The organism is Novosphingobium resinovorum, from assembly GCF_001742225.1.
Lineage (GTDB): Bacteria > Pseudomonadota > Alphaproteobacteria > Sphingomonadales > Sphingomonadaceae > Novosphingobium > Novosphingobium resinovorum_A.
On the sequence record NZ_CP017076.1, the window covers coordinates 912,283 to 938,829 of the forward strand.

Genomic DNA, 26,547 nt, shown 5'->3' on the forward strand with positions numbered 1-26,547 from the left:
CGGACTCCGTAATCGTCGCGCTACACCACGCGCGCAAACTCCGCTAGCTGCTGTATTGGATATCTTTTTCGTCCACGGCCTGGGTGGAGACTCCATAGGAACTTGGCAGCGGGACGAGGACACGTTTTGGCCGCGCTGGCTCGCGGAGCAATTCCTTAACTGCCGCGTGTATGTGCTCAGCTATGATTCCAACAAACTTGCAGGCTTTTTGTCCGGCGAGGGTGCATCGATCCACGACTTAGCCTTGGCCATGCTTGATCAGATCGTCAGTCGCGAGGAAAGCGCGCCGCATGTGCTGTTCGTCGCCCATAGCCTCGGAGGCCTCATCGTTAAACAGGTGTTGAGGCGCTGCGCTGACAGTGCCAACATCGATTACAACGCTATCGGCCGATCGGTGGCCGGGGTCGCCTTTCTCGGCACGCCCCATCAGGGCTCCCAGTTTTCAATGTCGCTTGACGTCCTCCTGCGGCAGTTCAAGAGCAAGCAATCGAAGCAGCTGGCCTATAGTGATGATGGTCTGATCGATCTCAACGATCACTTCCGCACCTGGATCTCCCGACAGAGCGCTGTGGTTCGGTCATTCTATGAGACCGAGAAAACGTACGGTTTTCAGATAGTCGATAAGGTTTCGGCAAATCCGGGCATCGTTGGAAGCGACCCGGTTGCCGTCCAAAGCAATCACATCGATATTTGCAAGCCTGCCAGCAAAACAGCTCCGGTCTACGCTTCCATGTGCGCAATGATCCGCGGGATTTTAAAGAAGGTTGCGCCCGAGCCGAGTGCGTCCGGCTCCGAGGGATGCGGCTCGACCGGCGATGCCATTGATACTAAAGCTGATGGCGTTACGGCTGCCCCTACAACCTCAGTCGCGGCTGAAGTCCTAGCCGACTACGAGTATTACACGACCGAGGCGGACCATGACCGCCGCGACCTCAGTCAGAAGCTGACAGATTCAGGGCGCGCTTATGCCGTAAGCGCTGCAAAGCGAAAGAAGGAGCGGTTCAATATGGCGCTTCAGCGCCATATTGCGCAGCCGTCCGCTGTGACCCGGTACACACAGCTGCTGGCTGACGTTGAGAGCCGGTTCAGCCGTCATGTCGCGCGCGTAATCGCAGAGGATGGCAGCGCTGCGGAAGTCGATCAAGCGGTGCAGGATCAGGTGATCGCTCCGTGCGCTGCCAACCATTCGTCAGGCGAGAACGAGATCACGGCGGGTCTAGTCGATGGGGCGCTGTACTATCTCGCGGGCAACTGCCATCTGGCGTGGGACAATGGCTGATCTGCGTGTCTGGTACGCGTCTCGCGACCCTTATCACTGCATTTTTCGCATGGTTCGCCTGATGACAGCGAAGGACGAACCGATGCCCTTGGAGCAGCTTAGAATCCTCGACATGTTCCTGATGTTTCCCCCCTTGCTTCACCGCCTCTCACTGCCGGCGAACATGAAGGAGCGCTTTCGTGCTCTTGGAATTCCGACGCCCGCGAACTCCTTTGTGCGCCTCCCAGGGACGGCCTCAGTCTGGCAGGAGCTGCAACTCTATCAGACGACGGCGCTCAAGCGTTTGACTGGTCTAGGTTTGTTGAAGCGAGACGCCCTCCGTGACCGATACGCCAGCCTCGAAAAGTCTATGGTTCCGGCAGAAATCATGAAGCAAGCGGTTGAGCAGAATACCGCCGATAAGGTGTTGGTTGCCTTTTTGGTCGAAGATGTGGCCTCTCTGCCGCTGACCGGCCGAGACAGCCTTACCAAGCGGGCAGGCCTTCCATCGCGGGGGCCGATAGCGTGATCGCCTTTTTCCGGATCGAGCGCATGCTCGTCAGCCGCGGCTCCCATGTTCTCTATGACGAAGTATTTCACGCGGGTGTGAACATCATCCACGGCTCGAACGGAGCGGGAAAATCCACGATCGCCGACTTCATATTCTTCGGCCTCGGGGGGGACCTGAAGGACTGGAAAGCGTCTGCCTCCAGAGCCGAGCAGGTGTCCATCCAGCTCATCACAAAGTCTGGTATCCTCAGCCTCAGGCGCGATGTGTCGACCGACGGGGGGCGTCCGATGTCAATTTACTTCGGCACGCTGGACGAGGCTCTCTCGTCGCCCAACGAAAGCTGGCAGACACTGCCGTATCGCCGGCCAGATCACGGCTACAGCTTTAGTCAGGTCTTGTTCAATGCGATCGGCCTGCCCGAGTCGATCAGTGACGGCGGCAGCAACATCACCATGCACCAGTTGCTTCGGCTGCTGTACGTGGATCAACTCACGCCCGTGCAGCGGATCTTCCGCGTCGAGAATTTCGATACTTGGCAAACAAGGCAAGCGGTAGGTGACCTGCTGTCTGGCGTTGGAGGGTACGACCTTTACGAAAAGCAGATAGCGCTGCGCGAGACCGAGAAACTGTACGCCGCTGCCGTGATGGAATACCGTAGCCTGGTAGTGGTGGCGTCTGGCTATGGAGAGAACATCCTCTCCGAGCACATTAGCGCGGCCATCGAGAAGGCCAGCAAAGAACGTACCGGTCTGCTCTCATTGATCGATGAGCTGGTCTCCGCTTCTGAAGAAAAATCTGAGCGTGCAGATCTGAAAAAGATCCGCTCTGACGCGATCAAGGAATATAATCGCGCTAGGCGTGCCGTTGCCCACCTGACCAATGAAATCGAAGTTCTGGAATACGAGATTTCCGACGCTGAAGATTTCATAAAACATCTAGGTCAATCATTGTCTGATTTTGACAATGCATCGACCACATTCTTCGCGCTTGGCCATCTCGCTTTTGAGTATTGCCCGTCATGCTTCGCGCCGGTGACACCCAAGGATGAGGCGCATTGCCAACTGTGCGACACGAAGCGTGTTGATGGCGCTGACGACAGCCGTGCGCTTGCTGTTCGGCTAGATCTTCAGATGCAACTGAAGGAATCCGAATCTCTCCAGGTCGATCGACTGAAGGAGCTTTCCCAAAAGCAGAGCGCGCTGCGCGTTGCTCGTCAGGTGCTCAGGCGCGCATCGTCGACAATCGAACTTGGCCAATCCGGCACGGTCACAGGCCGCGAAAGCGCGATCGCTGAGCTGAGCCGCAAAGTTGGTTTCATCGACAGCCAACTCGAAAGTCTTCATAAGCGCCTTGAGTTGGCAAAGAAAATTCAGGCGGCGTCCGATGCCAAAGAGGATCTCAGTGCCCGCGTTACGCGATTAAAGGCAGAAATCGAGGCAATTTTGCGTGCGCAGGGCAAGCGAAAGCTCGAGGCGTACACGCTTATCTCGAACGAGACGAAGGCGTTCCTCGACCAAGACCTTCAGGAGCACAGCGATTTTGGCGAGGTCGAAAACGTCTCCTTTGAATTCTCGGGAGACTGGATTGCGATCAATGGTGAGAAGAATCGCGCCGGCAGTGCGAGCGGCATGGTAATCTTGAAGAATAGCTTTGCGGCTGGCCTGCTGAGCGCATCTCTACTCGACAAGCGTTTCAACCTGCCGCGCTGGATGCTTTTCGATAATGTAGAAGACAAAGGAATGGTTGAAGAACGTTCTTGGAATTTTCAGCGCTTGCTTGTGAATTTATCGAAGCGCTCGAAGACGCCACATCAGATCATCTACACAACGTCTAAGATCGCCCCCGAGCTTGATCAACCAGACCTCGTCGTCGGACGCCAGTATCAGCGTGCTGCGCGCTCGCTGAACTGAAGGCGCCGATAGAGCTTGGGACGTTGCCCCGGTCCGCTTGGAGCGCCGAAGGGCGATATCGGACTCTAGAAGGGCGCCCCCCCTAATGGTCTGTTGGCGCCAACAATTCCGATCGTTCCCGGCCTGGGACGCCGCTCCCGCAACTGCTTCTTCGTTCATGGATCGAGCCTGCGAAGGACGGGTTCCACCCACCAGTCCAGCGAGAAGCCCCCTCATTCGTGCCCCCGTCAAAACAGCTTGTTCAACAGCTTTGGCTCGCTCGATTTTAGCCGCTCCAGCATGTTGTTCACATAGAACATGTCCGGCGCGGCGTTCACCGGCAGGACGACCACGACATAGTCAGGCTGGGCCTTGTTCAACGCGAAGGTCACGAGCCCCACGCCATGGATGCTGCAGAGCGACTTCAGGCGATTCATGTCGTCGCTGCTGGTGGAGTTCGGCACCACGATGTAGCTCTTGTGGGAAAACAGCCGATAGGCAACCGCCTGGCCGAAAGCGACAACCGGCTGGCTGGGCACGGCCTTGATCTCGGCTGTCACGATTTGCGGCTCAAACTTGAAAATGTCCTGCGCGCGGGGCTTGAGCACGCCGATCACATCAGGCGTGCCCCACTTGCCGCCCAGGCTGGCCCCGCCCAGCGCGGCTGCGACGGTGGCCTCGTCATTCTCTTCCAGCCATTCGGCGAAGCTGGCGTAGAAATCCTGCTCGGTCAGCGGCTCGGAACCGGGGGTTTCGGCCTTGACCGGTGCTGCAACCGTTTCGGCTTCGTGAGCGCTTGCGGCGGCATCATCCTCGGCAACGTATTGCGCAAGCTGATAAGTGCCGCGCGCGACTTTCACGATTTCAGTACTTCGCGTGGTCAGGAGGTTGTGAATGCCCCCATGAATGCTGTTGTGAGGGGTGTCGGGAGCCTGAGCTTCCACAGCGCGCAAGAGGTCGGACCAGCGGATGCCCTGCGGGTTGGCTTCAAGAACAGCGATTGCCTTTGCCTGAATCTGTTGGCGGTTCAGCTTCATTGTTGCCCCGGTTTTCCTTCAGACGCCTATGGCCGCGTCGGGTTGACCGGCAACCAGCGCATTAATCCACGCGAGGCACAGTTCCTCGCTCTTGTAGCTTCCGCCCCATTTGTCGCGCTCTTGTTGGTCGACAATGGGGAAGGTCGAATAGATGTAGCGTATGTCCTCCCGGCTCCGCGCCGAATTGGCCGGATCGAACACGCCATAGAGGATGAAATATAGCGCATCGAGCTTGGCGCGCAGGTTCAGACGGCGCGCTTCGTCCCATACGAAAGGAGGCATGACTTCGCCCTTGGCATCGACATACCCCATGTCGCGGGCAAACGGGGCGAGGTCATGCGCAGTGTAGGTCAGTTCCAGCACCGCTTCGCGCACGATCTCGGCGGCAGTCTTGGGGCCAAAGGCGCGGGTATATTCGGCAGGCAATACGAACGGAAGCTGTTCGACCAGATACCAGGCCAGATGGTTGCCGTGGACCTTTTGCCGGGCGAGGTAATCGAGGACAACGCAATTGAGGTTGGCCAGCAACAGCGGGGCCGAACGGATGTAGCTGGCCCGGTCATCGCCCTTGCGGGGGAACAGGACCGGCAGGGTGTGGCCTGCGCCATAGCGCGGGATGATCGTGGTGATTGTGGTCCGAGCATTGGTGACAGAGGTCACGTCCTTCATGGCCACGCACCAGTCTGTCGGCGCGTCCCAGCCGGTGTCGGTGGCCTTCACCCAATAGCGTGGCGTCGGCAGGCGAGCAGGATCGCGATGCTCGCCATCCGTAAGGTCGGAGCCTTGGCCAGACCGGAACACGTTGGCGGCCGCCAGCACGATGTCGGAAGCGCGATGGTCGAACGCCTGCACCATTTTGCCTTCGTAAAGCGGCACCCATTCGCCAGCGGTGGACCGGAAGCGATTGCCGCCGATGGGCCATGCGGCCTCGTTACCTTCAAGCTCCGGTTGAGTTCGAAACTTGTCGCTGTCATTTGCCATGTGAAACATCGTGGCATACCGAACAGACCACACGGTATCGCCGGAATCCTTGGCGACCAGAACGGGCAGTCGGGCGTAAATGCCGGACGTGATCTCCTTGTCGCGCCGGGACCGGAAGATCGGGGCAGTTCCGCTGTTCGGGTTGATTCGGTTGATCTCATCTGCCGAAACCGGGAATACGCGGTCAGGGTTGGTGATTTCGGTCAGGTCACGGATGAAAAAGCCGAACGAGGCACAATCGAAAGTCCGTCCCGGCCCACCAGCGACGTAGGCGCAGAACTTAAATCGGTAATAGACGTCCGGAAAGAACAGAGTCCCGTCATACCGCTTATTGAAGAAGTCGATGATACTGTGGACCTGCCGCTCACCTACTACCTTGCGGAAGAAGGCCGCCGAACTTTGATCAGACGCGATGCCGGACGGGATTAGCAAACCAACCATGCCGCCCGGCTTCACGAGTGCATGGGCGCGCTCGACGAAGAGTGAATTGAGATTGGTGTCGCCTCCAGACAGCAGCGGGTAGTTATCAGAAAGCGCTGGAACTGACTTTCCGGTTTCGGGGTCTTTGGTTGACTTGCCGCTGCTGAAACGCGCCATGCGCGCCGTATCCGCCGCCCGACTCTCGGCATGGGTGAAATCATCCCACAAGGGATCGCCGTCGGCCTTGAGCTTTGCGATCGACTTGGCGCGATCAGAAGCGCGCTGGGCCATCGCGATTTCCGGCTTGCGTGCGGCGAACCATTCGACCTGTTGCAGCTTGATCCGGTCCCACGGCGGATTGCCGACCACGGCATCGAAGCCGCCGCCCCGTTCCGCGCTGCTCCACTTTTCCCAAACGCCAGGAAAAGCGATCTGCCAGTTGAGAAAGCGTTCCTCGCCGATTAGCGCACGGGCCGATTCCAGAATGCGCTCGGCGGCCTCCAGCAGCTCGTTCGCGTCGAAGCGCTGCTTCTTCATCCGGTCGGTCGCACCGGATTTGGCGGCAGCGGATTTCCTTGCAATTGGCTCCTGTCGCCCCAGCATGATTTCCACAGGATTGCCGAACTGGCCATCCAGCATCGCGCGCACTGCCGCCTTGTCTACCGGCTGCTTTAGGTTCAGCCAGTCCAGCGCGTGAAGGAACGACACGAAGCTGTCGAGCGGGCCGATCTGCGATTGCACACCATACCATGTCGCGGCGGACTGGTGCGCCTCGGCGATTTCGGCATCGGTCAGTCGCTCGATGATCCCCATCGCTGCCGCCGATGCCTCCGCCTCCCGTAAGGGGCCAATGTGCAGAAGCTCACCGCCCTGAGCACCGGCCTTGTCGATGGCATCGCGCACCCACAGGCCGAACAGGCTGTCTCCTGCGCGCAAATGATGGTCGATGAACGATAACGGCGCGCCGACCGTGAAGGTGTGCAGCCACAGCGCCACCTTTGCCAGTTCGACCGCCATCGGGTTCTTGTCCACGCCATAGACGCAGCGCTTCAGGACCATGCGCCGCACGATGTGGCGATCATCAAGCTGGGCCTGGTCGATGGTCCAGCCCGCAGCCTTGGCATTGCGCAGGATGGTGGCGCGGATGTCTTCGATTTTGCGGGCCAGTGGGGAAACGTATTCAAGGCGCGGCGCGGCCTCTGTCGCCAGCGCCTGCGCTTCCGCCATCGCATCAAGCACATGATCAGCCAGCGTATCGACCAGCGAGACTAGGAAATGCCCCGATCCCATTGCCGGGTCGCAGACCCGCAGTTTCAGAATGGCTTCCGCCGGGTCGGCGTCGTTAAGATCGCCTCGCTGATAGTCCGGCGAATCCTTCGGATCGAGTTTGTCCAGCGCGGAGCGGAAGGCGCCGAGCCGTTCGGCGATCAGCGGTTCCAGCGTCTGGTCAAGGATCAGGCCCACCAGCTCGTCGGGCGTGTAGTAGCTCCCGCTGTTCTTGCGGGCGAACAAGTTTGGCCGGACCGTGAGTACGCCGGAATCGTCGCGGACGATTTCAAACTCCAGAAGGCGCTCGTAGATCGAGCCAAGTTGCTGCACCGAAAGGTCGCGGTAGTTGATGTAGCGTGCCGTGCCACTTTCACGAATCCAGGACAGGGCATCAAGCGTTGGGGCCATCACGCTGTCAGGAATGCGAATGGTATCGAGCAGTGGCGTACCATCGGCGGCGAACAGGCCGCCGTTATACGGCGGGATGCCTACCTTCGCCTCGCCCTTATCGATGATCCGGGCAAGATCGGCGACGTGGTGCCAGATTTTCGTAGCCGTATCCGAAAAGACGTCGTTCTCGGAAATTCGCCTGCCCACTTCACTGCGCTGCTGTCGCAGGGCATAGTCATCGTACCGCTTCTCGCCCACCGGCAGCAGGTCGCGATCTTCGGCGAAGAGCAGGAACAGCAGGCGATAGAGCAGGACGAGCGAGGCCTGCCGCACATCCTCCAGCGATGCCTGCGGCGCGGCCTGAGCAATGGCATTGGCGAGGTCGGGAAAGACCTGTTCGAACACCAGCTTGGAAAGGCTGGCGGCAACACGTTCCTCATAGAACGCCGCCGCTGCGCGCGTTCATGAAATGAGAGATTGTCTGTGCCTGTCTTGATGAAAGCGTCGCGGCAGAACATGACGGCGAAAACACGCAACCAGTGCTCGCGTGTGGCCTCGTCAGCGAACAGATCATCGCCGCCGTCCAGTGCAAGCACGCGGCCGAGATCGATTTCCAGAAACTCTTCTGAAACCGAACGCGCCCCTGCCCAATAGAGCCGCCACTTGGCACCATTGGTCAGGATGCCCCAGCGGAGCTGGCCACTCGTCAAGTCATCGATTCGGCGCAAATAGCGCAGCATCTGGGTGGACGGTGCAGTGGCCTCGTCGCGGCCCGAGGCCCGGTCGAGCGGGCGCGCCCAGCGCTTGCTCTCAATGACAGCCAGACCGTGGGCATAGCGCTTCCACTGCTCATGCAGCGCGTTGGCAGCCGCCTTGGCTCCGGCGTCGACGAACAGCAACCCATCGGGCACGTCGTCGCGTCCACTGACAGTCAAATTCTGCTGCCGCAAAGATTCCGTCCAGTCTAGCGTACGAAGCACAGGCCAAATGAAGTCATCCTCCGTCTGACTTTCATTGGTCTTGTCACTTCGTGGGAATGCGGCGGCGATCTTCTCCAGCGCAACACGAAGCCCGTCGGGATCGACCGCCAGATATGCTGGATCAGCCTTAATGGCTTCAGCCAGGTAGTCAGTCGTGAATAGAGAACCGGAAATGAAAAGCGCTGAATCGGACAAGCAGGAACCCCTTTGGGGCACCATAGTAACGAGGACACGCGCCGGGAAGGGGCGGAGCCATCACTTTCGGTGGAAGGCGAGCTTGCCGCTCACTCACCCTTTGGCTCGCATGCCCCCAGAGCGGCACTGATCAGTGAGCCCCGACTCTAGCGATGATAAGACCGAGTGCAACCTCGATCGGCAAGATGTCGAGTTCTTCCGGGTCGTAGCCATCGAGCCAATCATTAATTTCGGCGTACTGTTCGTGCTTGGGGCCTGACCGGATCTCAAGCATATCGTAGAAGCCGGGGATACCACCTCCGAGCCCATTTCGTATCTGGCCATCCAAGCCCTCCAGGATGAAGCTGCCGGTCTGCACCTGAGAACGGAAAATCGGCAGCTGAATGGCGACAATGGGTCGGCCTTGATAGGGAGAGCTTGGGACGAAGCCGCCGTTCGCGAGCGGTGCCGGGAATGGCAGATCCTAATCCAACACCGGCCATTCCTCAAGCACTGATGATCGTTCCCGGAACGCGCAGGACTGGCCGAAAGGCGAATGTCCGGTTCGCCGCCGAACCATAAGGATAGCTGACATTCGAGCGGGTTTCGGGCCCACTGCGTTTTAGGTCTGGTCCGGCATAGCCCTTACCTTGGCGGCGAACCGGTCAATGCCAAATGGCTTTGCGAGGAATTCGGTGCCGGGATCGAGCTGACTGTTATGAACCACAGCGTTGCGGGTGTATCCCGTGGTGTAGATCATCTTGACGTCGGGAAGAATGGCTTGCGCCCGATCGGCAGGTTCCGATACCCGGCATGATGCGGCGACCATGGCCAGCGCCGCCCTATCGCTTGCGTGGCGGATCAAAGAGACGACTCAACTCGATGTGCAATGTGTGAGCGGGCTCAATTCCGCAACACCCCCCGTGCGTCTCGCATTCGGTATCAGTCACAAGTTCCGAACTGGCGACCCGGCGAAGGGCCGGGCCGCCAGGATATCTTAAGCGATGCCGGCGCCGCCGGTCACGCCATAGACTTCTCCCGTGATGTAACTGGCCTCCTGCGAAGCGAGGAGCACGTAAACGGGCGCAATTTCGACCGGCTGCCCGGGACGACCGAACTGGCTCTGCTCGCCAAACTTGGCGACCTTTTCCTGAGGCTGGCCACCACTAGGCTGCAGCACAGTCCAGAACGGACCAGGGGCCACGACGTTGGCCCGAATGCCTTTTTCGATCAATTGTTTTGCAAGTGCCTTTGTATAGGCGACGATGCCCGCCTTGGTCGTGGCATAGTCCAGCAGAATATCGGACGGCTCATAGGCCTGAACCGACGCCGTCGTTATGACTGATGCGCCCGCGGGCAGGTGAGGAACGGCAGCCTGGGCAATCCAGTGCAATGCGTAGAGATTGGTTTTGAGGGTCTTGTCGAAATCCTGCGAACTGACCTCGGCAACGCTCTCGCGAAATTGCTGGCGACCGGCATTGATGACCAGGATATCCAGGCCGCCAAGTCCGCTCACTGCGTCCTCGACCAGCTGCTTGCTCCAGGCCTCGTCGGTAATATCGCCGGGCAAAGCCACGGCTTTGCGGCCTTCAGCTTCGATGAGGGCAAGGACTTCCTTCGCGTCCTTTTCCTCGTCAGGCAGGTAGGCAATGGCGACATCTGCACCTTCGCGCGCGTAAGCGATTGCAGCAGCACGCCCGATACCGGAATCGCCCCCTGTGATGAGAGCCTTTCGTCCTTTGAGCTTGCCGGCCCCGACATAGCTGTCCTCGCCATGATCAGGCTTGGGGTCCATTTCCGCGGCAACGCCGGGCGCCGTCTGCGGCTGTTCTGGAAACGGGGGCTGCGGATACTGTGTGCGAGGATCTTGCAGTGCGAGGCGGTCGGTCATGAACGCTCCTGTCATTTGGATGGGCCCGCTCTCGGAAGCGGGCAGGCAAGAACCAAAACAGCCGCGATGTGCCTGGTTCCATATCTCATCCAGTCCGGCGCCGAAGATGCGCCAGGGCGTTCTTCGGCAGACGCTGCCCGACAAGAATACCCTTTGTTCATGAACGGCGTGCTGCTGGCCCTGTCACGACGCTGACAGTTCCGAATTGGCCCGATCGCCACCACGCCTTGTCATTTATCGATGCGGGGTAATTTGATACGGCAAGTCTGGATTAACGGAGTCATCCATTAAGGCTGCAGGTGGGTCCGGTTCAACAGTAGCAACTGTCCGATCAAGGTGTCGCCGACCGTCGCATCAGAGCCAGGCCATAGGATGTTTCGCTTCGAAGGGATCAAGTTTGCCGGCTGATGGTTGAAGCAACTCTCAAGAAGGATAACATCATGACCACGCAAAGCACGATCTCAACGCTCAACGGCCTGATCAAAACGACCCTCGATAGCATGAAGGGCTATGAGGACGCTGCCAAGGACGCTGAGAGCACCCAGTTCGCTACGATGTTCGCTGAGTTCGCGCGCGACCGCAGCGCGGCGGCGAGCGACCTTCAGGCCGAAGTTCGCCGATTGGGTGGAACCCCTGAGGACGACAGCAGCTTCCTCGCCGCCGCTCACCGGACGTTTATGGACCTGAAGCAGGCTATTACCGGCAAAGACGACAAAGCGATCATCCAGGAAGTCGAGCGTGGTGAAGACCACATCAAAGCCAAGTTCGAAGACGCGCTGCGCGACAGTGAGTTGGAACCGTCTTCGCGTTCCGCTGTAGAAAAGGCCTTCGTATCCGTCAAAGAAGGTCACGATAAAATGAGCGCGTTAAAGCACAGCATTGCATGACAAGATTAAGGCCGCCCGTTTATGGGCGGCCTTTCTACGTCCGGACGAAGGCTGCTTTGGTGGCTTCTGGTCATTCATGGTCATGCCGGAGAGAATGAAGGTCCAGACGACGGAAAAGGCATCAATCGCCCAGTAGCGTAGGATCGCCAACATCCGCATGCGGGCGATCCTTTTTCGAAAGTAGCTTAAGGCCCTACGTCGCTCACAGAGGTGCGCAGGCGATAACCTTGACGCGACGAAAAGCCTAGGGCAGCGGCCACGGGGTCATTCCAGCCATAGGGGTCGGAGCGGATGACGGGCTCACCATCCTCACCGAGCACCACAGTCTGGTAGAGCAACCTCACGGGAATCTCGCGCGGCAGCTTAACGAACGTCTCTTCGCCGGTCGCATGAGCTTTGTGCCATTCGTCGAGTACTCCTTCGTCCTTCGCAAGCATCTCGGCGAACCCCAGAGCATCTTCTACGCGCACGCAGCCGTGACTGCGCTGACGCTGGACCTCCTGGAAGATCTGCTTGGTGGGCGTGTCGTGCAGGTAGATCTGGTGTTCGTTCTTCATGTCGAACTTCACGAGGCCGAGTGAATTTTTCGGTCCAGGCTGCTGGACAACCCAGCCATCCTTCCATGCCATGTTATTGCGCTCAAGGTAGGCGCTCCCCTTGCCGGCGATCTCCTTGTTCTGGATCGAGCGCGGCACTGTCCACGTTGGGTTGGCGACGAGGCGATAGATCGGCGATCCCAACTGCGGTGTCGCGTTCTCAGGCTCACCGACGACCACTTTGCGGCTGTCGGCGACCTTACCGTCGCGCCAGTAGAGCAGGCGTCCCGCGGCAACGTTGACGTCAATACGCGTGGGGGCGGGAGTGCGGTCGAGCCAGCGCAACCGCTCCATCGCCACGGCCATCGTCCGGGCCCGGTCCGCGTCCGACAGGTTCAGGATTTCGAGCGCATCGGTGCCGATGACGCCGTCGGGCTTGATCCCGTAGTCCGCCTGCATGCGCTGCACCGCGCGGACCATCGCTGGGTTGTAGCTGTTTCCCTGCGCAGCAGAGCGATCGAGGTAGTCTGAGGCGACAAGCTGGCGCGCGATCGCGGGAACCCGCGCGTCAGTGACGCCAGGCTTCAGCGGCTCGCCCTTGTCGGGAATCGTGGAGGCGGGCGCGCTGCCCTGCTTGCGCAGCGCGAGATAGGACCTGGACAGCGCGCGGTAGCCGTCGTCCTGCGGAGCCAGCCCATCGAGCCATTTGTCCAGATTGCCTTCCTTGAGAGCTGCGCCCAGACCATTCAGCAGGTTCGGATTGGGCCGGGTGACGGTATAGACGTCATAGAGCTTGGCCGGATCAGACGCCCCGCGGGCTAGCGCCGACGCGTAACGCAACGCGCTTTGCGTCAGGGCGCGGTCGCCTTCGGCATTGCCGGGCTGGCCATCCACAGCGAACCGCACCCGGTCGAGGCCATGCGCGGCACGGCGGCCGATTGCATCGCGCAACTGCCGGACAGCCCCATCATTCCAGCGCACCTGGTCAATGTTGATCGGCGGCGCTTCGGTTGTCTGGGACGTATTGTCAGGCTTCGAATGGCACGCGGGGAGCGCGACCGTCAGGGCCAGCAACGAGCAAGCGATCACACTTCTATGCACACGGATCTCCTGGTAAGACCCGTATGACAACTTATGGAAATCACGTAGGTTTCATGCTGCCCTAAGCGCGGGCTGCAAAGACCATCCGTCCTTCGCCGAGGAAGCTGAACACGTCGCTGAGCTTATCCTCGCCGACCGCGAAGCATCCCTGACTGCGGCCCAGCTTGCCATGGGAGGGGATCATGTCGTCGTTCGCATACCAAGCGCTATGGATTACGATGGCGCGGCTGAGCGCGTTGTTGTTCGTCGGGTCGAGCCCCACCAGACGCTGCGACCGACCGTGCTTTCCTGTATAGTAATCCGCCGTAAGGAAAGCGCCCTCACTCGAGGCATTGGAGCCGAAGGCGTTGGAGAACCGCTCAAGGAACCCGGTATGCCCCGGATCGGAGCCCGAACCATGCGCGACCAGTAACCGCGAAGCCTTACCGCTCACTACATCGAGGAAGTGCAGCCGGGGATCGGAAGATGGCGCAGTAAAATCTACAATGGCTATCCGGTCTCGCGCCTTGACCGAACCTGAGTGCTGCTCCAGCGCAGATAGAGCCCGGCGCAGCAGCGCCGGGTCCACCGAAAAGCGAGCGGCATCTAAAGTCGTCTGCGGCATGCCCGAAGAACTACGGGGGGCAGCTGGAATAGCGGTTGGCCGGCGCGGCGGTGACGATTCTAAAAGTGGCTTGGCGGCCGGCGCGGCAAGGGCCGCGAGAGCAATGCCCGCGCTTGAAATCATCATGGCGCGCCGGTCGGGTCGGAAAGTCAGATCAGCCATGCCTCCGATAATGGCTATATCGGCTTGCGATTAAATAGTCCTTGGCGACTTTTGTTGGGGCACTTTTGTACTTAAGCGGCGAACCGTTCTAGATAAGCGGTCGGTAGTTTGAAGCGCCACTTCAATTCTGGAACAAATTTCCCGCGCTGAAATCTCTTGCGGTTTTCAAACACTGTGTCCGGACTGCAAAATCCCGAAACATGTCTCGCAAACAGGGTGAGAGTGGTGCTAAGGCGCAAGATGTCAGGTCTACCTGTGAAACTCCGGGCGTGCTTTGTTAGGTTGTCGCCCCGCCAGTCACTGCAGCTACTGGTAAGGGGCCTTGCTTGGGCCTTTTCTTTCTTCCACGACATCCTGCTGAGCGCCCTCAGCCGCACCCTCCTTCGCCGCGTCGGCAACCGAATTTTCGAACATTCGCTTGAGAACCCAGCCTACGGCGAAGGTGACAGACGCCGTCACTACCGCGCGAACCGCAGTTTCCTTCAGCGACCGAACGAACTGCTTACGCTGTAGTCGCCCCGGCTGACCCGCGACTGCGTCTGCTAGCCTCTCCCTGGTTCGCATCGGACCGTCCCTTAAATTATTGCATGATCATCAGATAACGCCCATTCGCAGCTCTGGATGCGCTAAATCGATCGCCGGACCTACGATGCGGCGCTTAGGACACCCCGCTGACAGATTAGCCGCAGGCGACTTCAACCGCACCAGCCTCGCGGAAAGCCTGGGTGACCGCATCGCCTTCATCCTCGTTCATATCCACCGAGACGACAAGCTGACCTTCGTATGCCGCGCCAGAGGCATCGGGCGTTTCCCGGTTTTGTCCGCTCGCGACGTCCGCCCCGGCAGGCTGATCGCCAGCGCTGTTTTTGCTCCCCGCGGGCTCGATGAAGATGTCGGTCCGTTCTATGCCATATTCCTGAACGAGGTGCTCGACTGCAAGCTCGACTTCCCGGCGGCCAGGAAACAGTGCCTTGATGGTGGTGGACATGCATCTACTCCATTTACAGGTATTGAGAGCGCAAGGGCACTGACATAGTTCCCGCGGCACGCCGTAATCGAACTCGCTGATTCCTTCGCTGTCACCTGGGCGAGGACATCTACCCGCGCATCGGCAACGCGCTGTTCCTGATTCGATGAGCTAGGGCGGAACCGGCCCCGGCCTGCCGGTCTAAACCGGGGCCGGCGCCGGTTGTATGGCGTAATGGATCGGCTTGAACGACCCGCCGTTCGATGCATAGGCCGAGCAGGCGGTCAGCCCGATCACGCAGTCCTCGGCGGCGCGCAGGCGGATCAGGTCGCCCGCGACGCTGGTGGGCGGGATCACCGAGATGCGCCCCGTATCCTGCTCCACCGGCACGTTCATGAAAAGGTTGAACGCGGTGGGGATTGCGTCCTCCTCGATCCCGTAGGGCGAGAGCGCTGCGGCGAGGTTGCCGAAACATCCGCGATGGACCGGCTTGTCGGGATAAAAGTGGCGGAACGTCGCCTCGCTGCAGGGGGTCAGCAGGAAGTCGTGACGGCCGACGGTGTCCTCGACGATCTCCAGCAGCACCCGCGAGCGGTTGGACCAGAGCCGGTTGCCGGTGGTGAGCCTGATGGTCTCCTCATAGTCGAACGTGCGCCCGTTCGAGATGACCTCGCGAACATCGTGCGCCGCGAAGGCCAGCAGGTCGGCGACCTGGCAGCCCTGCGGGTCGGTTACGGTGAGTATCTCGCCCGCGCCGAGCAGGAAGGCGGCGCCACTGCGAGGACCGATCACTTCGGGCTCAATCCCTTTCGCATCGCTCATACACGCGGGTCCCTGAACGGGCAGCCCCAGTCCGGCTCGACCGCGCGGCCGCTGTACTGGCGCGCCTCGCTCGCCTCGCCGTGGCGCGCTAGCATGGGATTGAGCGAGCCCGCGATGGCGAGGTCACGGTCGAGGATGCGCTCGCGCATGCGCTCGTAGCGGCCTTCGGCGCGTAGTTTCTCGAACTGTTCGTGCAGGTTGAACACCAGCACCGGGCGCGTGAAACGTCGCGCGGGCCGCGAGGCATTGGGGTGCAGGCCGACGACGAAGAACGCGCTGCCACCGAAGCTGAGCGAGAAGTGCGGATTCGGGATCGGGGCTTACCGCATCGTCGTAGGGCTGGCCGAGCCAGGCGTCCTTGTCCGCGAAGGACTGGATGCGCTCCCACATCGCGTGTTCGAACGCGCGCTCGGTGAGGTCGTCGGGGCCTTCGAAGACGACAGCCAGGCTGCGCAGTCCTTCCGGGTCGCCCTGATAGTCCTGGCTCCACTGCAGCAGCTCCCGGTGGATCACCACGTCGTTCCAGGCGCTGGTCAGGTCGCGCGCCGCAACGACCTTGAGCGAACCCTTGGCCAGCGCCGACTTCGCCCCCACGCAAGGGAACGCGGGGTCGCGAATGAACGCTGTGAATTCTTCCTCCAGGTTCCGGAGCGAGGGGTCGGCCATCATGCATTTCTCTCCATCCCGGATGTAAACGAACGACGGCCGGAAAGGTGTCCACCCCTCGTCGCAAGATCGAAGAACCTGCGGTGTTCGCTGCTTGGGAAAGGGCATTGAAAAGGTGATGCCATGCACGTACTGATTATCGAGACGGCCCGCTGTTCGCCATGTTGATACAGAATGCTCTGGAGGACGCGGGCGCGACCAGCTTTCATACCGTCGAACATAAAACCGATGCGGTAATTTCGGCCCGGGACCACCGACCCGCATTCATCACCTCCGACATGGAATTGAAGGAAGGCACCGGCCCGCCGCCGTGCGCACCATCCACGATGAACTCGGCGACATACCAGTGGTCTTTGTCACGGCCACGCCGGACAAAGCATGCCCTGCGACCCGCCCGGTTCGGTGCTCGCCAAGCCCTTTGCCAACGACGAGCTGGAGCGGGCATTCCGCAAGGCGCTGACGGCGTGAAAAGGCCAGTCGGCCGCCGGCCTTCACGCTTGACTGAGAACACCTTCATGGTGGCCGCGCCCTGGACTGAACCAGGGAGGGCAACTGGGTTACGGTCCTGCACCCCATCGCGGCACGCGCCGCGATGAAATCTCTTCTTCCTTTGGCACCAGGAGCAGCGCTTCGCGTTCCTCGGTTCTATCCGACTAAGGAGTTGCCGCTTGGAAAACGTCGCCGGTTGGATCGCGCCCGCTGCCACGATGATCGCCGCCATGATGACCGGAGCCAATCTCGGTACGCGGGTCACAGGCTGGGGATTCGTCGTCTTCACTATAGGGTCAATCGCATGGTCGCTCGTCGGCCTGACGACGGAGCAGACCAATTTACTGGCTACCAATGGCTTTCTGACCCTTGTCAACCTGATCGGTATCTGGCGCTGGCTGGGCAAGCAGCGGGCGTACGAGGATGGCGGTAGGTCAGCCACCGAAGCAAGTCGGCGCTCCGCCTATCCCACACTGTTCACCGCGACAGGCATGGCCGGCATGCCTGTTACGACCAGCGATGGCGAGCCGATCGGCAAGGCGGTCGAAGCGCTCGTTACCTGTGAGGACGGCAGCGTTAGTTACGTCGTGGTGGCCGCCAACGGTGTCGGCGGTATCGGCGAGGAACTTCGTGCCGTTGACCGAACGCAGATCGACTTCGCTTGCGACCAGCTAAAGCTGCGGCGCTCTCGCGATTGGTTCGAAAGCCTGCCGCCTCTCGTTGACGGAGACTGGCCCGCCGCACCCGCGGAGATGGCCCAGGGCGACCGTCGCTGAACGCTTTTCATCGTTCAGGAGGGCCTGCCCTTGCGCGTGTACGGAGTAGGTCATCCGCCAAGCCATTTGAGAGTGATCCGCAACAGGAGCGAAAGTCTGGATCGCCGGTTATCTTTCGGCAGGCTACCTGCCGAAAGATAACAGCGAAGGAAAAACCATGACCAAGAAAGCGCAGGATGCGATCGCTTTGCTCAAGGCGGACCACCGTACTGTTGAAGAACTGTTCGAGAAATTTGAGAGCGCCAAGGCTCCGACCAAGCAGGCGACGCTTGCGAAGCAGATTTGCACCGAGTTGATTATTCACACAATCATCGAGGAAGAAATCTTCTATCCTGCCCTAAAGGGTAAGATCGAGGATGACATGTACGACGAGGCGCATGTCGAGCATGATGGTGCCAAGCTGCTGATTAGCCAGATCCTCGCCGGAGAGCCTGGCCAAGATTTCTGGGAAGCCAAGGTGACCGTTCTGTCCGAGGAAATCAAACATCACGTCCATGAAGAAGAAATGCCCAAGGAAGGCATGTTCGCGCAGGCGCGCGCGGCGGACGTGGATTTGGATGCACTCGGCGCTCAAATGGCCGAGCGAAAGGCCGAACTACAAGCCCAGTTCGAAGCCGAAGGTCTGCCCACGCCGACCACGCGGACACTCGGTCCTGTCGAGGTCGAGCTTGGGGCTCCCGTCGCCTGACACCTGGCGATCAACGTCCCGCTCTTGAACGGAGACCATCATGTCCATAATCGACAAGGCCATAGCGGCCATCACACCACCTGAAAGTGCCGAGGCACGTGTTAAAGCCCGTGAGAAAGCTGAGGCCACAGCCCTGCCGGGCGACTGGCTGTCGCAGATCCTTACACACCATCGGGAGATCGAGGCACAGTTTGCGGCGGTCAAAGCGACAAATGACCCGGCGTCCCGACTGGCCGAGCAGAAGAAGCTCGGGCTGTTGCTGACCGCGCATTCGCTTGCCGAAGAGGCGGCAGTCTACCCGGCTCTCGCAGCCGACCATCAGGTTGGTCATGCTGAACTCGCGTATCAGGAACAGTCGGCCGCCAAAATGGAAATGGGCTTGCTGGAGCGCGTCGATCCCATGAGCCAGGATTATATCGACAAGCTCGAGCATATCGAAGGCGCGGTTGCCCACCACGTCTATTCGGAGGAGGGCACGTGGTTCACCAAACTGGCAGAATCCGCCTCATCTGAAGAGCTAGCGTTGGTCACGGCCCGCTACAGTGAGGAATATGCACGATATATGGGCAGCCACCCCTGAGACCATCGTGGTGAGCCCTCCTTCTCCCCACATGGTAGGCAGGTCAGGTGAGAGAAAACCGTAGTCGAACGCATAAGCCTTCGGGGCGAAAATCGAATTCGGCCCCGCAGCCCTCGCCGCGAAGGGCGCGTGAGATCATCCGCGAGCCGAAACCTTTTCGGTCGGGGGAAGCCACCTTCGGCCCGCCAGTCTCGAGCCATCTGATTTTCAGGAATTCGATATTACCCTCGACGTAAAGCTCCCAGGCAATCTTCACCGTTCCGGTGAGGTTGGAAAGAGCCCCATATTTCGCTGCGTTCGTGGCCAGTTCATGAAGAACCATGGCAAGCTGCAGCGCGCGCTCAGCCGAGATTTCCACGTCTCGCCCGGTGATTTCGAACCGCCTATCGGCCTCAGCAGCGAAAGGGGATACGGCCCGTTGTACGATATGGGTGACGTTGACCGCCTCCCAATCGCGCTGCGTGAGCAGATCATGCGCTTCGGAGAGGGCGAAGAGGCGCGCGTTGAATGCCTCCTTCTCCGCGCCCGGGGCCTGGCGAAACGTTTGCATGGCCACCGCCTGGATCGTCGCCAGCGTATTTTTGACCCGGTGTTTCAGTTCGTGGAGAAGCAGCTCATTCGCTTCCTCCGCACGCTTTCGCTGCTCGATTTCCTGCTGGGCAGCCTTGTGCAGCCGCGCATTATCCATCGCGACAGCGGTCTGGGCTGCAATCGCGGAGACAAGGTTTTCGGTATCAACCGTGAACTTCCCGGGCTCATCATGGGCAAAAAACAGCCCCCCGAGCACTTCGCCCGACACTGACGTCACTGGCACGGCGAGATAGCTGACGACAGGGAGGTGCCCCGCCGGCATGCCATAGTGCGGGGCACTATGCCCGTAGCGCGGATCATTCCGGATATCGTCGGAGCGGATTACCCCTTCGCCTGCAAAGGTCGGCGCGAAAACAGCCGTGTTTCGAGGTATTCCAAAATTGAACGCCTCCCGGGCTGCGCCGGAAAGCGTATAGAGCTGGTAGGATTCTCCAGCATCGTTCGTGACATTATAGAAGAAAGCACCGAATTTCGCGCCGCTCAGTTCCGTGCCAATGTCGGTCACTGCCTGCACAATGCGATCAAGATCAAGATCGCGGGAGATTTCGCTGGCGACGCGATAGAGGGTCTGCAGACGCTCGGATTGCTGAGCGAGCAATGTCTCGGTCTGTTTGCGCGCGGTGATGTCACGAGCGATTTTGGAGGCACCGATTACCTGACCGTCAGCCGCTTTGATCGGGGATACGGTGAGGGAAATATGGATCAGCGACCCGTCCTTGCGCCGGCGCAGGGTTTCGAAATGCTCGACCCGTTCCCCTGTTTTGAGGCGCGCGATGATCTCGTCTTCTTCAGACCTGCGATCCTCGGGGATCAGGGTGAGTATCGAGGCACCTACAATCTCGTTCGGGGAATAGCCGAATATCCGCTCGGCGCCGGCGTTCCAATCCGTGATAATGCCATCAAGCGTCTTGCCGATGATAGCGTCATCGGAAGATTCAATGATGGCTGCAAGCCGATCGGCAGCGCTTAGTGCGCGTCGTCGTCCAGATCCTTCTTCCCCGTCCATACCGGTAGCGACTTCCGCAGCCATTAAGGCTGTCCTCTTTCCCCGCCCAAATCTGCAACAGCAGTGAGCAAGCGATCCATTGCATATGGCTTGTCGAACACCAGGTCAAAGAGATCGCTACGAGACCTCGCTATGGCACCCTGGGCCCCGCTCACCAATATAATGGGGATGCCCTGAAGGACGCTGTCAGCCTTCATGGTCTCAGCCAGTTCGAGCCCAGTCATCAACGGCATCATGAAGTCCGTGATGACCAAATCCGGCGCCAGGCTGCGTATAAGCTTCAGCGCGTCTACACCGTGTGCCGCGTCGTGCACCTCGTGGCCAGCATCTTCCAGACTGACCACCAACAAATCGGCGATCAGGAACTCGTCTTCGGCAACGACTATCTTCATGGAGAACTCCGGCCGGGGTTTTTGTCCATGACGAGCGTCACGCTTCGAGGGGCTTTGCCAACCCGGTAGAAATCCCGGTAGCTTGTTCGAACTGTCCGCGGATCGCAAGGCCGTGTCCGTCAATGTAGACTTCCTGGGGAGCCGCCTGGAACGATTGGTCGCGGATCTTCAAGACGGACAGCACACGCTTATATTCGGACCGGATTTCCACTTGGCGCATCATTATTAGGTTATCTAGCAGACTGGAAATCTCGGGCCCTGGCGCTGCAACTCCGGAGGCGAAGAGGTCACGCAATTCCCACGTGCCAACAGCGGTAACGCCCATGGCGCGCAATTCGTTCGTCAGAGCCGCAAAGAATTCCACAAGCCGAGGAGGATGAACGGCTGCGCGCTCGAACCCGCCCAGAGAATCAATGAACAGCCGCTTCACACCACGTGCCGAAACAGCATCAAGCAGCCGATAGGCCATCTTGTCGATGAGGTTTTCCGTCAACGGCTGCCACAAGATTTCGACCTCTTCCCTTTCCACATTCCCCTTGAGGTCGAGCCCAAGCGCGCTCGCTTTGAGCAACAGGCGCTCGGGTGATTCGTAAAAGCCGAAATGCAGGCCGGGTTCCTCACGCGAGGAGGCCGATAGAAAGTTCAAACCAAAGGAGGTTTTACCGCATCCCGAGGGTCCGATGAGCAATGTGATAGAGCCTTGCGGAAGTCCGCCGCCGGTAATTTCATCGAAACCTTCGATCCCTGAGCGCAAAGGCTTGGGGTCTGGTTTGTCGATGGCGGAGGGAGTGTGGAGCGCGGCCTCGATACGTGGAAAAACGGAAATACCGTCATTGGAAATTTCATACTGATGATACCCACCGAGCGCGGCGCTTCCTCGCGACTTACGGGCCCGCAGACGCCGCACGGTGCGGACACCGACCAGTTCGTCATGCAATTCCAGGACGCCGTCCACCATGGTGTGTTCCGGGCTGTCGTCGTGAACTCCGGCGCTTGTCAAAAAGAGGACCGTACAACCGACGAATGCAGCCTGGCTCTGGACCTCTGCCACGAACGTCTTCACGTCGAGATCGGTCTCGGCGCGGTCACGGGCGTTGAGCAGGCCATCGAAAACGATCAGAGAAGCGCCTTGCCGCTTGGTTTCCTTGCGCAGCAAATCGACGACGGCGCCAAGACCCTCTTTGGCGAGCGTCTGGAAAACGCTGACATAGACGATGTTGCTACCGAGCCGGTCTTTTTCGAAGAAGCTCAGCGTCGAAAGCGACTGGAACAGCCGATCGTGCGTTTCGGCGAGGAGTGTGACATAGAGCACTTTCTTGCCGGCAGCTGCCGTCGCGAACGCAATCTGATTGCCCAGGATCGTTTTGCCGGCGCCGGGCTGACCCTGCACGATGTAGGAGGCCCCTTCGACAAAGCCACCGCCAAAAACGGTGTCTAGGCCGGGGATCCCGGTTGAAAAGCGGGGAAGGGTCTGCGTCACGAATTAACCTCATCAGCACGAAGTGGCCAAGAGGCCGAAGGTGCTGATAGCAGCCCATAGAGCCACAGTCAGGATGGGCGCAGGACTTTTTTGCCGTCATATTGCTGGCAGAAGTTTCCTGTTCGGCTGAGGAGTCGCGTCATTGCTCTTTGGCGAGATTTGGAGTGTGCAGAGCGACCAATAACTCATGAGACCTGTGCGCGGATGGACGTAGGCCATTGGAGCGGAGCGTTTTTCGATCCTATGGCGGTGGAATATCCTGTGGCACCGCCACTCTGATTGAAGCAGCGGCAGCCTTCATGCTTGGGCTGCGAGAATATTCATGGTGCGCTTGAGGTTGTAGGCGATGGCGGTGAGGTGGACTTGGGCGGCGGCATTGGCGATACCTCGCCATCGCATTCGTCGGAGGCCGTAGCATCGCTTCCATGTTCCGAAGATCTTCTCGATCCGGCCCCGCACGCGATGGATAGGTTTATTCCATGCATGGAGCTTGCGCAGCGTTTCGGCTTCGTGGCGGCCCCACATGCCGGTGGCGACGATCCGGGGGACGCCGCCCTTTGCAAGAACGGCATCGCGGAAGTGATTGCCGCGGTAGGCACTATCGGCAAACACCTCGCCGGGATTGTCGGGCACGGCTGCCGGGCCCGCCTTGCCATCATTGATATTGGCGGATGTGACCGAGACCTCTTCCACCAGCGCCGTATCGGCATCGGCGCCAACATGGGCCTTGAAGCCGTGAACGGCCCGCTTTCCCTTGTGCTTTACCCAGCGCGCATCGTTATCTTCGTCACTGGCGGACGCGATGATGGTCGCATCGACCAGCGTTCCGGTCTTGACCGTCACCGCCTTTGACTTGAGCTGCAGGGTCACGCCTTCAAACAGCGCCCGGTCAAGCTTGTGCGCAACGAGCAGCTTGCGAAATCTGACAAAGGCGGTCCGTTCGGGCGTGGCTTCATTCGCGGTGAACCCGCAGAAGCGGCGAAAGGAGGCTCGATCGTCAAGCGCTTCGGCCAGCTTCACATCGGACAGGTCGTACCAGATCGACAGAAGCAGAGCTCTGAACATCGCCAGTGGCGGCCAGGCCGGCTCGCCCTTTGTAGCGGGATAGAGTGGATCCAACAGCGCCGCGACCTGGTTCCAGTCGATCAGTCGCACCAGCGCGTCGAGCGATGAAGCCGCCTGCTCGCGCCCGGCGAAACCAAACTGCTCCTGTCCGATCGAACGTCGCGCCACCTGCCGCTCTCCTGCTGGGAAAGCCTATAGAATCAGCAATCAAAGCCCATGTCTACGCCATCCGCGCACAGGTCTCATCAGCCATCGATTTCGCACTTGCACAAATATGTTCGCGCATGCAGTATGGCTTTGCCTTTCAGGCATCCTCTCCCAGACTCAAAGGCCGGCTCTGCCGGCCTTTTTCTTTGGTGAGCTTGGGCATTGCCAGTTGCTACAAATCGGGCAGCACCTGGTCCGCCCGCCCCCAGTGGGCGAGGTTTTTGGACGACGCGCGCTTCAGCATTTCGCCACCGTCACCAATATGCCAATGCGAAGGCGCATCGAGATCGTGCAGTTCATCCCATGTCAGAGGAACGGCGATGGGCGCAAACTCGCGGTTACGGGCGCTGTAGGGCATCACAGCGGTCGCGCCGCGCTGGTTGCGCAGGTAGTCGACGAATATGCGCCCTGTCCGCCGGGCCTTGGACAACGCGGCTGTATAGCGATCGGGTTCTGCCTGCTCCAGCGCTTGAGCGAACCGATGAGCAAAATCCTTCACCTGCGGCCATTCGGCCGATGGGGTGAGCGGGGCGATCACATGAACCCCCTTGCCGCCGGTGACCATGGGGAATGTGGTAAGCCCCATCTGGGCGAGGAGATCGCGCACATGGAAAGCGGCCGAGACGACATCCTTGAACCCAAGTCCTTCATCGGGGTCGAGATCAAAAACCAGCCTGTCGGCCTTTTCGACGTCCTCGATCCGCGCGCCCCAGCCATGGAACTCGATCGTGCCCATCTGCACACAGGTCAGCAGACCTGCCGGAGTGTCGACGAAGAGATAGGCCTCGTCATGCCCGTCCTTTTCGCGAATGCCGATGTGTTTTACGTCATCGCCGAAGCTGCCCGCATCATGCTTCTGAAAGAAGCACTTCTTCGCCCGGCCTTGCGGACAGCGAACGAGACTGACGGGCCGGCTTCCTGCCCAGGGGAGCATGAGCGGTGCAACCAATTCGTAATAGTCTGCCAGCTGGCCCTTGGTAAGCTTGCCCTCCGGGAAGATCACTCTGTCCCGGTTGCTCACTTTCACCGTGCTCGCGGGCGCGGCCGTGGCAACCGCCACCGGGGCCTCCTTCTCGATCACCACCGCTTCGGGCTTTTTATCTTCTCGAAGCCCAAGGTAGCTGGGATGGCGCAGCACCCCCTCATCGGTGAACTCGAGGTACGCAATCTCCGCAACCAGCTTCGCCTCGATCCAGTGGGCGCCGCGCACAGCAGACCGCGGAGCCTGAACCGTCGGCTCCTTGCGCACGAGGGGCGCCATGATTTCCAGAAGGCGCTCTATCTCGTCGCCGGTAAATCCCGTGCCGACCTTGCCGGCGTATCGCAGCTTCCCATCCTCGTGTACGCCCAAAAGAAGCGAGCGGAACCCCCGCTGCTTGTCAGAAGGTGTCCAGCCTACGATAACGAACTCCTGGCGGCGTATGCACTTGGTCTTGACCCAGCTTCCGCTCCGCGAGCCGCTATACCGAGCGTCGACGCGTTTCGATATGACGCCTTCCAGCCCTGCCTCGCAAAAACTGGTCAGCAGCTTTTCACCGTTGCCGACGATATGATCTGAATAGCGCAGCCGACCCTTTTGGCCCTCAAGAATGCTCGCCAGCCTCTCCTTACGCTCAATCAGCGGCAAGCTGGTGAGATCCTCGCCGTTCATTTCCAGCAGGTCGAACGCGAAATAGTCGATGGCCCCCGGATTGTCCTTCAAAGCGGCTTGCAGCGCCTGAAAGCTGGTCCGGCCATCCGGCAGCGTTACGACGGCCTCTCCGTCTATCAGTGCGCTTTCAACGTCAAGCTGCGTAGCCTCTGTGATAAGGCCTGCGAACCGATCCGACCAGTCCAGACCTGACCGGGTATAGGCCCGCCCTTCGACGCCGCCAACGGCAATGAGCGTTCGATAGCCGTCATACTTCAACTCATGCAGCCAGCGATCGCCCGGTGGCACGTGATCGACGAGAGCAGCAAGCTGGACAGGCTGGAATGGCGGGAGTTTGCTTTTGTTCTCGGCCCTTCGGGGCGCGGCGCTCGATGATTTGCGTTTCGCGGCGGGGCCTTTGGCTTTGCCGCCCTGTTTCCGGACCGGCTTGCCTGCAGCGATTTCTTCCATCGTCCGTCCGCTGTCGACGCTCGTGAGATGGATGCCGATAAGGTCATCCGAGCCACCTGCGAACTCGTCGTCGACCTTACGCAGGATCCAGTTTTCTCCCTTCTCTTTTCCGCGTGGCTTGAGGCGGAACATGATCCACTCGCCCTTCATGCGGCGGCCGTGAAGGGTGAAATGCAGATGCCCTTCTGCGAGGGTTTTGACGGGATCCTTGCCCGCGAGCGGCTCCCAGGTGCCATTGTCCCAGAGCATCACGGTGCCGCCACCATACTCCCCCTTCGGAATGGTCCCTTCGAAACGGGCATAATCGAGCGGGTGGTCTTCAGTACGGACTGCCAGGCGTTTGTCGTCGGGGTTAGCGCTTGGCCCTCGGGTCACCGCCCAGCTGACCAGCGTGCCGTCCAGCTCGAGACGGAAGTCATAATGCAGGCGCGTCGCGGCATGCTTCTGGACAACGAAGCCATTACCCGGCGTCGGCTCGGAGGCACCGGAGGGTTCCGCGGTACGCGCGAAATCCCGCTTCTCGCGATATTTCGCGAGCCGATCTTCTGCCGAAGTTGGTTTCGCCTTTGTCGCCCGTGCCATATGCGCTCCGATCGAGAACCTTCTCAAATCCCGAAAATGGCGCCG

General features: G+C 59.9%; 21 protein-coding genes and 1 pseudogene. 7 read left to right on the plus strand and 15 right to left on the minus strand.

Annotated elements, in window-relative coordinates; all coding sequences use genetic code 11:
• The first annotated feature begins 55 nt into the window (after positions 1-55).
• The 3 genes from BES08_RS21550 to BES08_RS21560 are packed head-to-tail and all read left to right on the plus strand — an operon-like array spanning position 56 to position 3,679.
• The gene (locus BES08_RS21550) at positions 56-1,279 is read left to right on the plus strand and encodes an ABC-three component system protein (protein WP_036528179.1); all 1,224 of its coding nucleotides are present in this window, start codon (positions 56-58) and stop codon (positions 1,277-1,279) included.
• Positions 1,272-1,787 (plus strand): ABC-three component system middle component 5, encoded by a 516-nt coding sequence (locus tag BES08_RS21555; protein ID WP_069709450.1) that lies wholly within the window; start codon positions 1,272-1,274, stop codon positions 1,785-1,787. Before BES08_RS21550 ends, BES08_RS21555 begins: the two co-directional genes overlap by 8 nt.
• Positions 1,784-3,679: an ATP-binding protein gene (locus BES08_RS21560; protein ID WP_036528180.1), complete on the plus strand. Its 1,896-nt coding sequence runs from the start codon at positions 1,784-1,786 to the stop codon at positions 3,677-3,679. The genes BES08_RS21555 and BES08_RS21560 overlap by 4 nt, the downstream gene beginning before the upstream one ends.
• A 227-nt stretch (positions 3,680-3,906) precedes the next feature.
• Here BES08_RS21560 and BES08_RS21565 read toward each other — a convergent pair whose 3' ends face one another.
• The 5 genes from BES08_RS21565 to BES08_RS21585 form a co-directional block, all read right to left on the minus strand.
• Positions 3,907-4,695 carry a hypothetical protein gene (locus BES08_RS21565; protein WP_036528181.1) on the minus strand — a complete coding sequence of 263 codons (789 nt, stop codon included), beginning with the start codon at positions 4,693-4,695 and terminating at the stop codon, positions 3,907-3,909.
• An 18-nt stretch (positions 4,696-4,713) separates the two neighbouring features.
• Positions 4,714-8,160, minus strand: a complete 3,447-nt coding sequence (locus tag BES08_RS21570) for an Eco57I restriction-modification methylase domain-containing protein (RefSeq protein WP_231958317.1) — start codon at positions 8,158-8,160, stop codon at positions 4,714-4,716.
• Positions 8,161-9,060: 900 nt separating this feature from the next.
• Positions 9,061-9,288: an IS1096 element passenger TnpR family protein gene (locus BES08_RS34520; RefSeq protein WP_036528182.1), complete on the minus strand. Its 228-nt coding sequence runs from the start codon at positions 9,286-9,288 to the stop codon at positions 9,061-9,063.
• 243 nt (positions 9,289-9,531) lie between these two features.
• The gene (locus tag BES08_RS21580; protein WP_036528183.1) at positions 9,532-9,774 is read right to left on the minus strand and encodes a response regulator; all 243 of its coding nucleotides are present in this window, start codon (positions 9,772-9,774) and stop codon (positions 9,532-9,534) included.
• Between the two features lie 132 nt (positions 9,775-9,906).
• Complete coding sequence (locus BES08_RS21585; protein ID WP_036528184.1) at positions 9,907-10,800, minus strand: SDR family oxidoreductase; 894 nt, start codon at positions 10,798-10,800, stop codon at positions 9,907-9,909.
• 440 nt (positions 10,801-11,240) lie between these two features.
• Between BES08_RS21585 and BES08_RS21590 the strand changes: the two genes are divergently transcribed.
• Complete coding sequence (locus BES08_RS21590) at positions 11,241-11,687, plus strand: ferritin-like domain-containing protein (protein ID WP_036528209.1); 447 nt, start codon at positions 11,241-11,243, stop codon at positions 11,685-11,687.
• A 185-nt stretch (positions 11,688-11,872) separates the two neighbouring features.
• On the opposite strand, the gene BES08_RS21595 is transcribed toward BES08_RS21590, so the two are convergent.
• The 5 genes and pseudogenes from BES08_RS21595 to gntA all read right to left on the minus strand — a co-directional run bounded on the left by BES08_RS21595 (position 11,873) and on the right by gntA (position 16,548).
• Complete coding sequence (locus BES08_RS21595; RefSeq protein ID WP_036528186.1) at positions 11,873-13,324, minus strand: L,D-transpeptidase family protein; 1,452 nt, start codon at positions 13,322-13,324, stop codon at positions 11,873-11,875.
• Between the two features lie 61 nt (positions 13,325-13,385).
• Entirely contained in the window at positions 13,386-14,090 is a 705-nt protein-coding gene (locus BES08_RS21600) for a murein L,D-transpeptidase catalytic domain family protein (RefSeq protein WP_069709451.1), read from the minus strand.
• A gap of 679 nt (positions 14,091-14,769) precedes the next feature.
• Complete coding sequence (locus BES08_RS21610) at positions 14,770-15,078, minus strand: hypothetical protein (protein ID WP_036528187.1); 309 nt, start codon at positions 15,076-15,078, stop codon at positions 14,770-14,772.
• Positions 15,079-15,258: 180 nt separating this feature from the next.
• On the minus strand, positions 15,259-15,879 hold the full coding sequence (locus BES08_RS21615; RefSeq protein ID WP_051587028.1) for a DUF1989 domain-containing protein: 621 nt from the start codon (positions 15,877-15,879) through the stop codon (positions 15,259-15,261).
• Positions 15,876-16,548: pseudogene (gene gntA, locus BES08_RS21620) on the minus strand (guanitoxin biosynthesis heme-dependent pre-guanitoxin N-hydroxylase GntA). The gene BES08_RS21615 and the pseudogene gntA overlap by 4 nt, the downstream one beginning before the upstream one ends.
• A 704-nt stretch (positions 16,549-17,252) precedes the next feature.
• Here gntA and BES08_RS21625 point away from each other — a divergent pair.
• The 3 genes from BES08_RS21625 to BES08_RS21635 all read left to right on the plus strand — a co-directional run bounded on the left by BES08_RS21625 (position 17,253) and on the right by BES08_RS21635 (position 19,078).
• Positions 17,253-17,810: a PRC-barrel domain-containing protein gene (locus BES08_RS21625; RefSeq protein WP_036528216.1), complete on the plus strand. Its 558-nt coding sequence runs from the start codon at positions 17,253-17,255 to the stop codon at positions 17,808-17,810.
• A 157-nt stretch (positions 17,811-17,967) separates the two neighbouring features.
• Positions 17,968-18,498: a hemerythrin domain-containing protein gene (locus tag BES08_RS21630; RefSeq protein WP_051587029.1), complete on the plus strand. Its 531-nt coding sequence runs from the start codon at positions 17,968-17,970 to the stop codon at positions 18,496-18,498.
• Between the two features lie 40 nt (positions 18,499-18,538).
• Complete coding sequence (locus BES08_RS21635; protein ID WP_036528191.1) at positions 18,539-19,078, plus strand: hemerythrin domain-containing protein; 540 nt, start codon at positions 18,539-18,541, stop codon at positions 19,076-19,078.
• Between the two features lie 43 nt (positions 19,079-19,121).
• Here BES08_RS21635 and BES08_RS21640 read toward each other — a convergent pair whose 3' ends face one another.
• From BES08_RS21640 to ligD, 5 genes are all read right to left on the minus strand, one after another.
• Positions 19,122-20,699: a PAS domain S-box protein gene (locus tag BES08_RS21640; protein WP_051587030.1), complete on the minus strand. Its 1,578-nt coding sequence runs from the start codon at positions 20,697-20,699 to the stop codon at positions 19,122-19,124.
• Entirely contained in the window at positions 20,699-21,067 is a 369-nt protein-coding gene (locus BES08_RS21645; protein WP_036528192.1) for a response regulator, read from the minus strand. Before BES08_RS21645 ends, BES08_RS21640 begins: the two co-directional genes overlap by 1 nt.
• A 37-nt stretch (positions 21,068-21,104) precedes the next feature.
• Positions 21,105-22,547 carry an ATPase domain-containing protein gene (locus tag BES08_RS21650; protein ID WP_081799132.1) on the minus strand — a complete coding sequence of 481 codons (1,443 nt, stop codon included), beginning with the start codon at positions 22,545-22,547 and terminating at the stop codon, positions 21,105-21,107.
• Between the two features lie 297 nt (positions 22,548-22,844).
• A complete protein-coding gene (locus BES08_RS21655) occupies positions 22,845-23,780 on the minus strand; it encodes an IS5 family transposase (protein WP_036528194.1) in 936 nt (311 codons plus the stop codon).
• A 211-nt stretch (positions 23,781-23,991) separates the two neighbouring features.
• Positions 23,992-26,502 carry a DNA ligase D gene (gene ligD / locus BES08_RS21660; protein ID WP_036528196.1) on the minus strand — a complete coding sequence of 837 codons (2,511 nt, stop codon included), beginning with the start codon at positions 26,500-26,502 and terminating at the stop codon, positions 23,992-23,994.
• Positions 26,503-26,547: the final 45 nt, after the last annotated feature.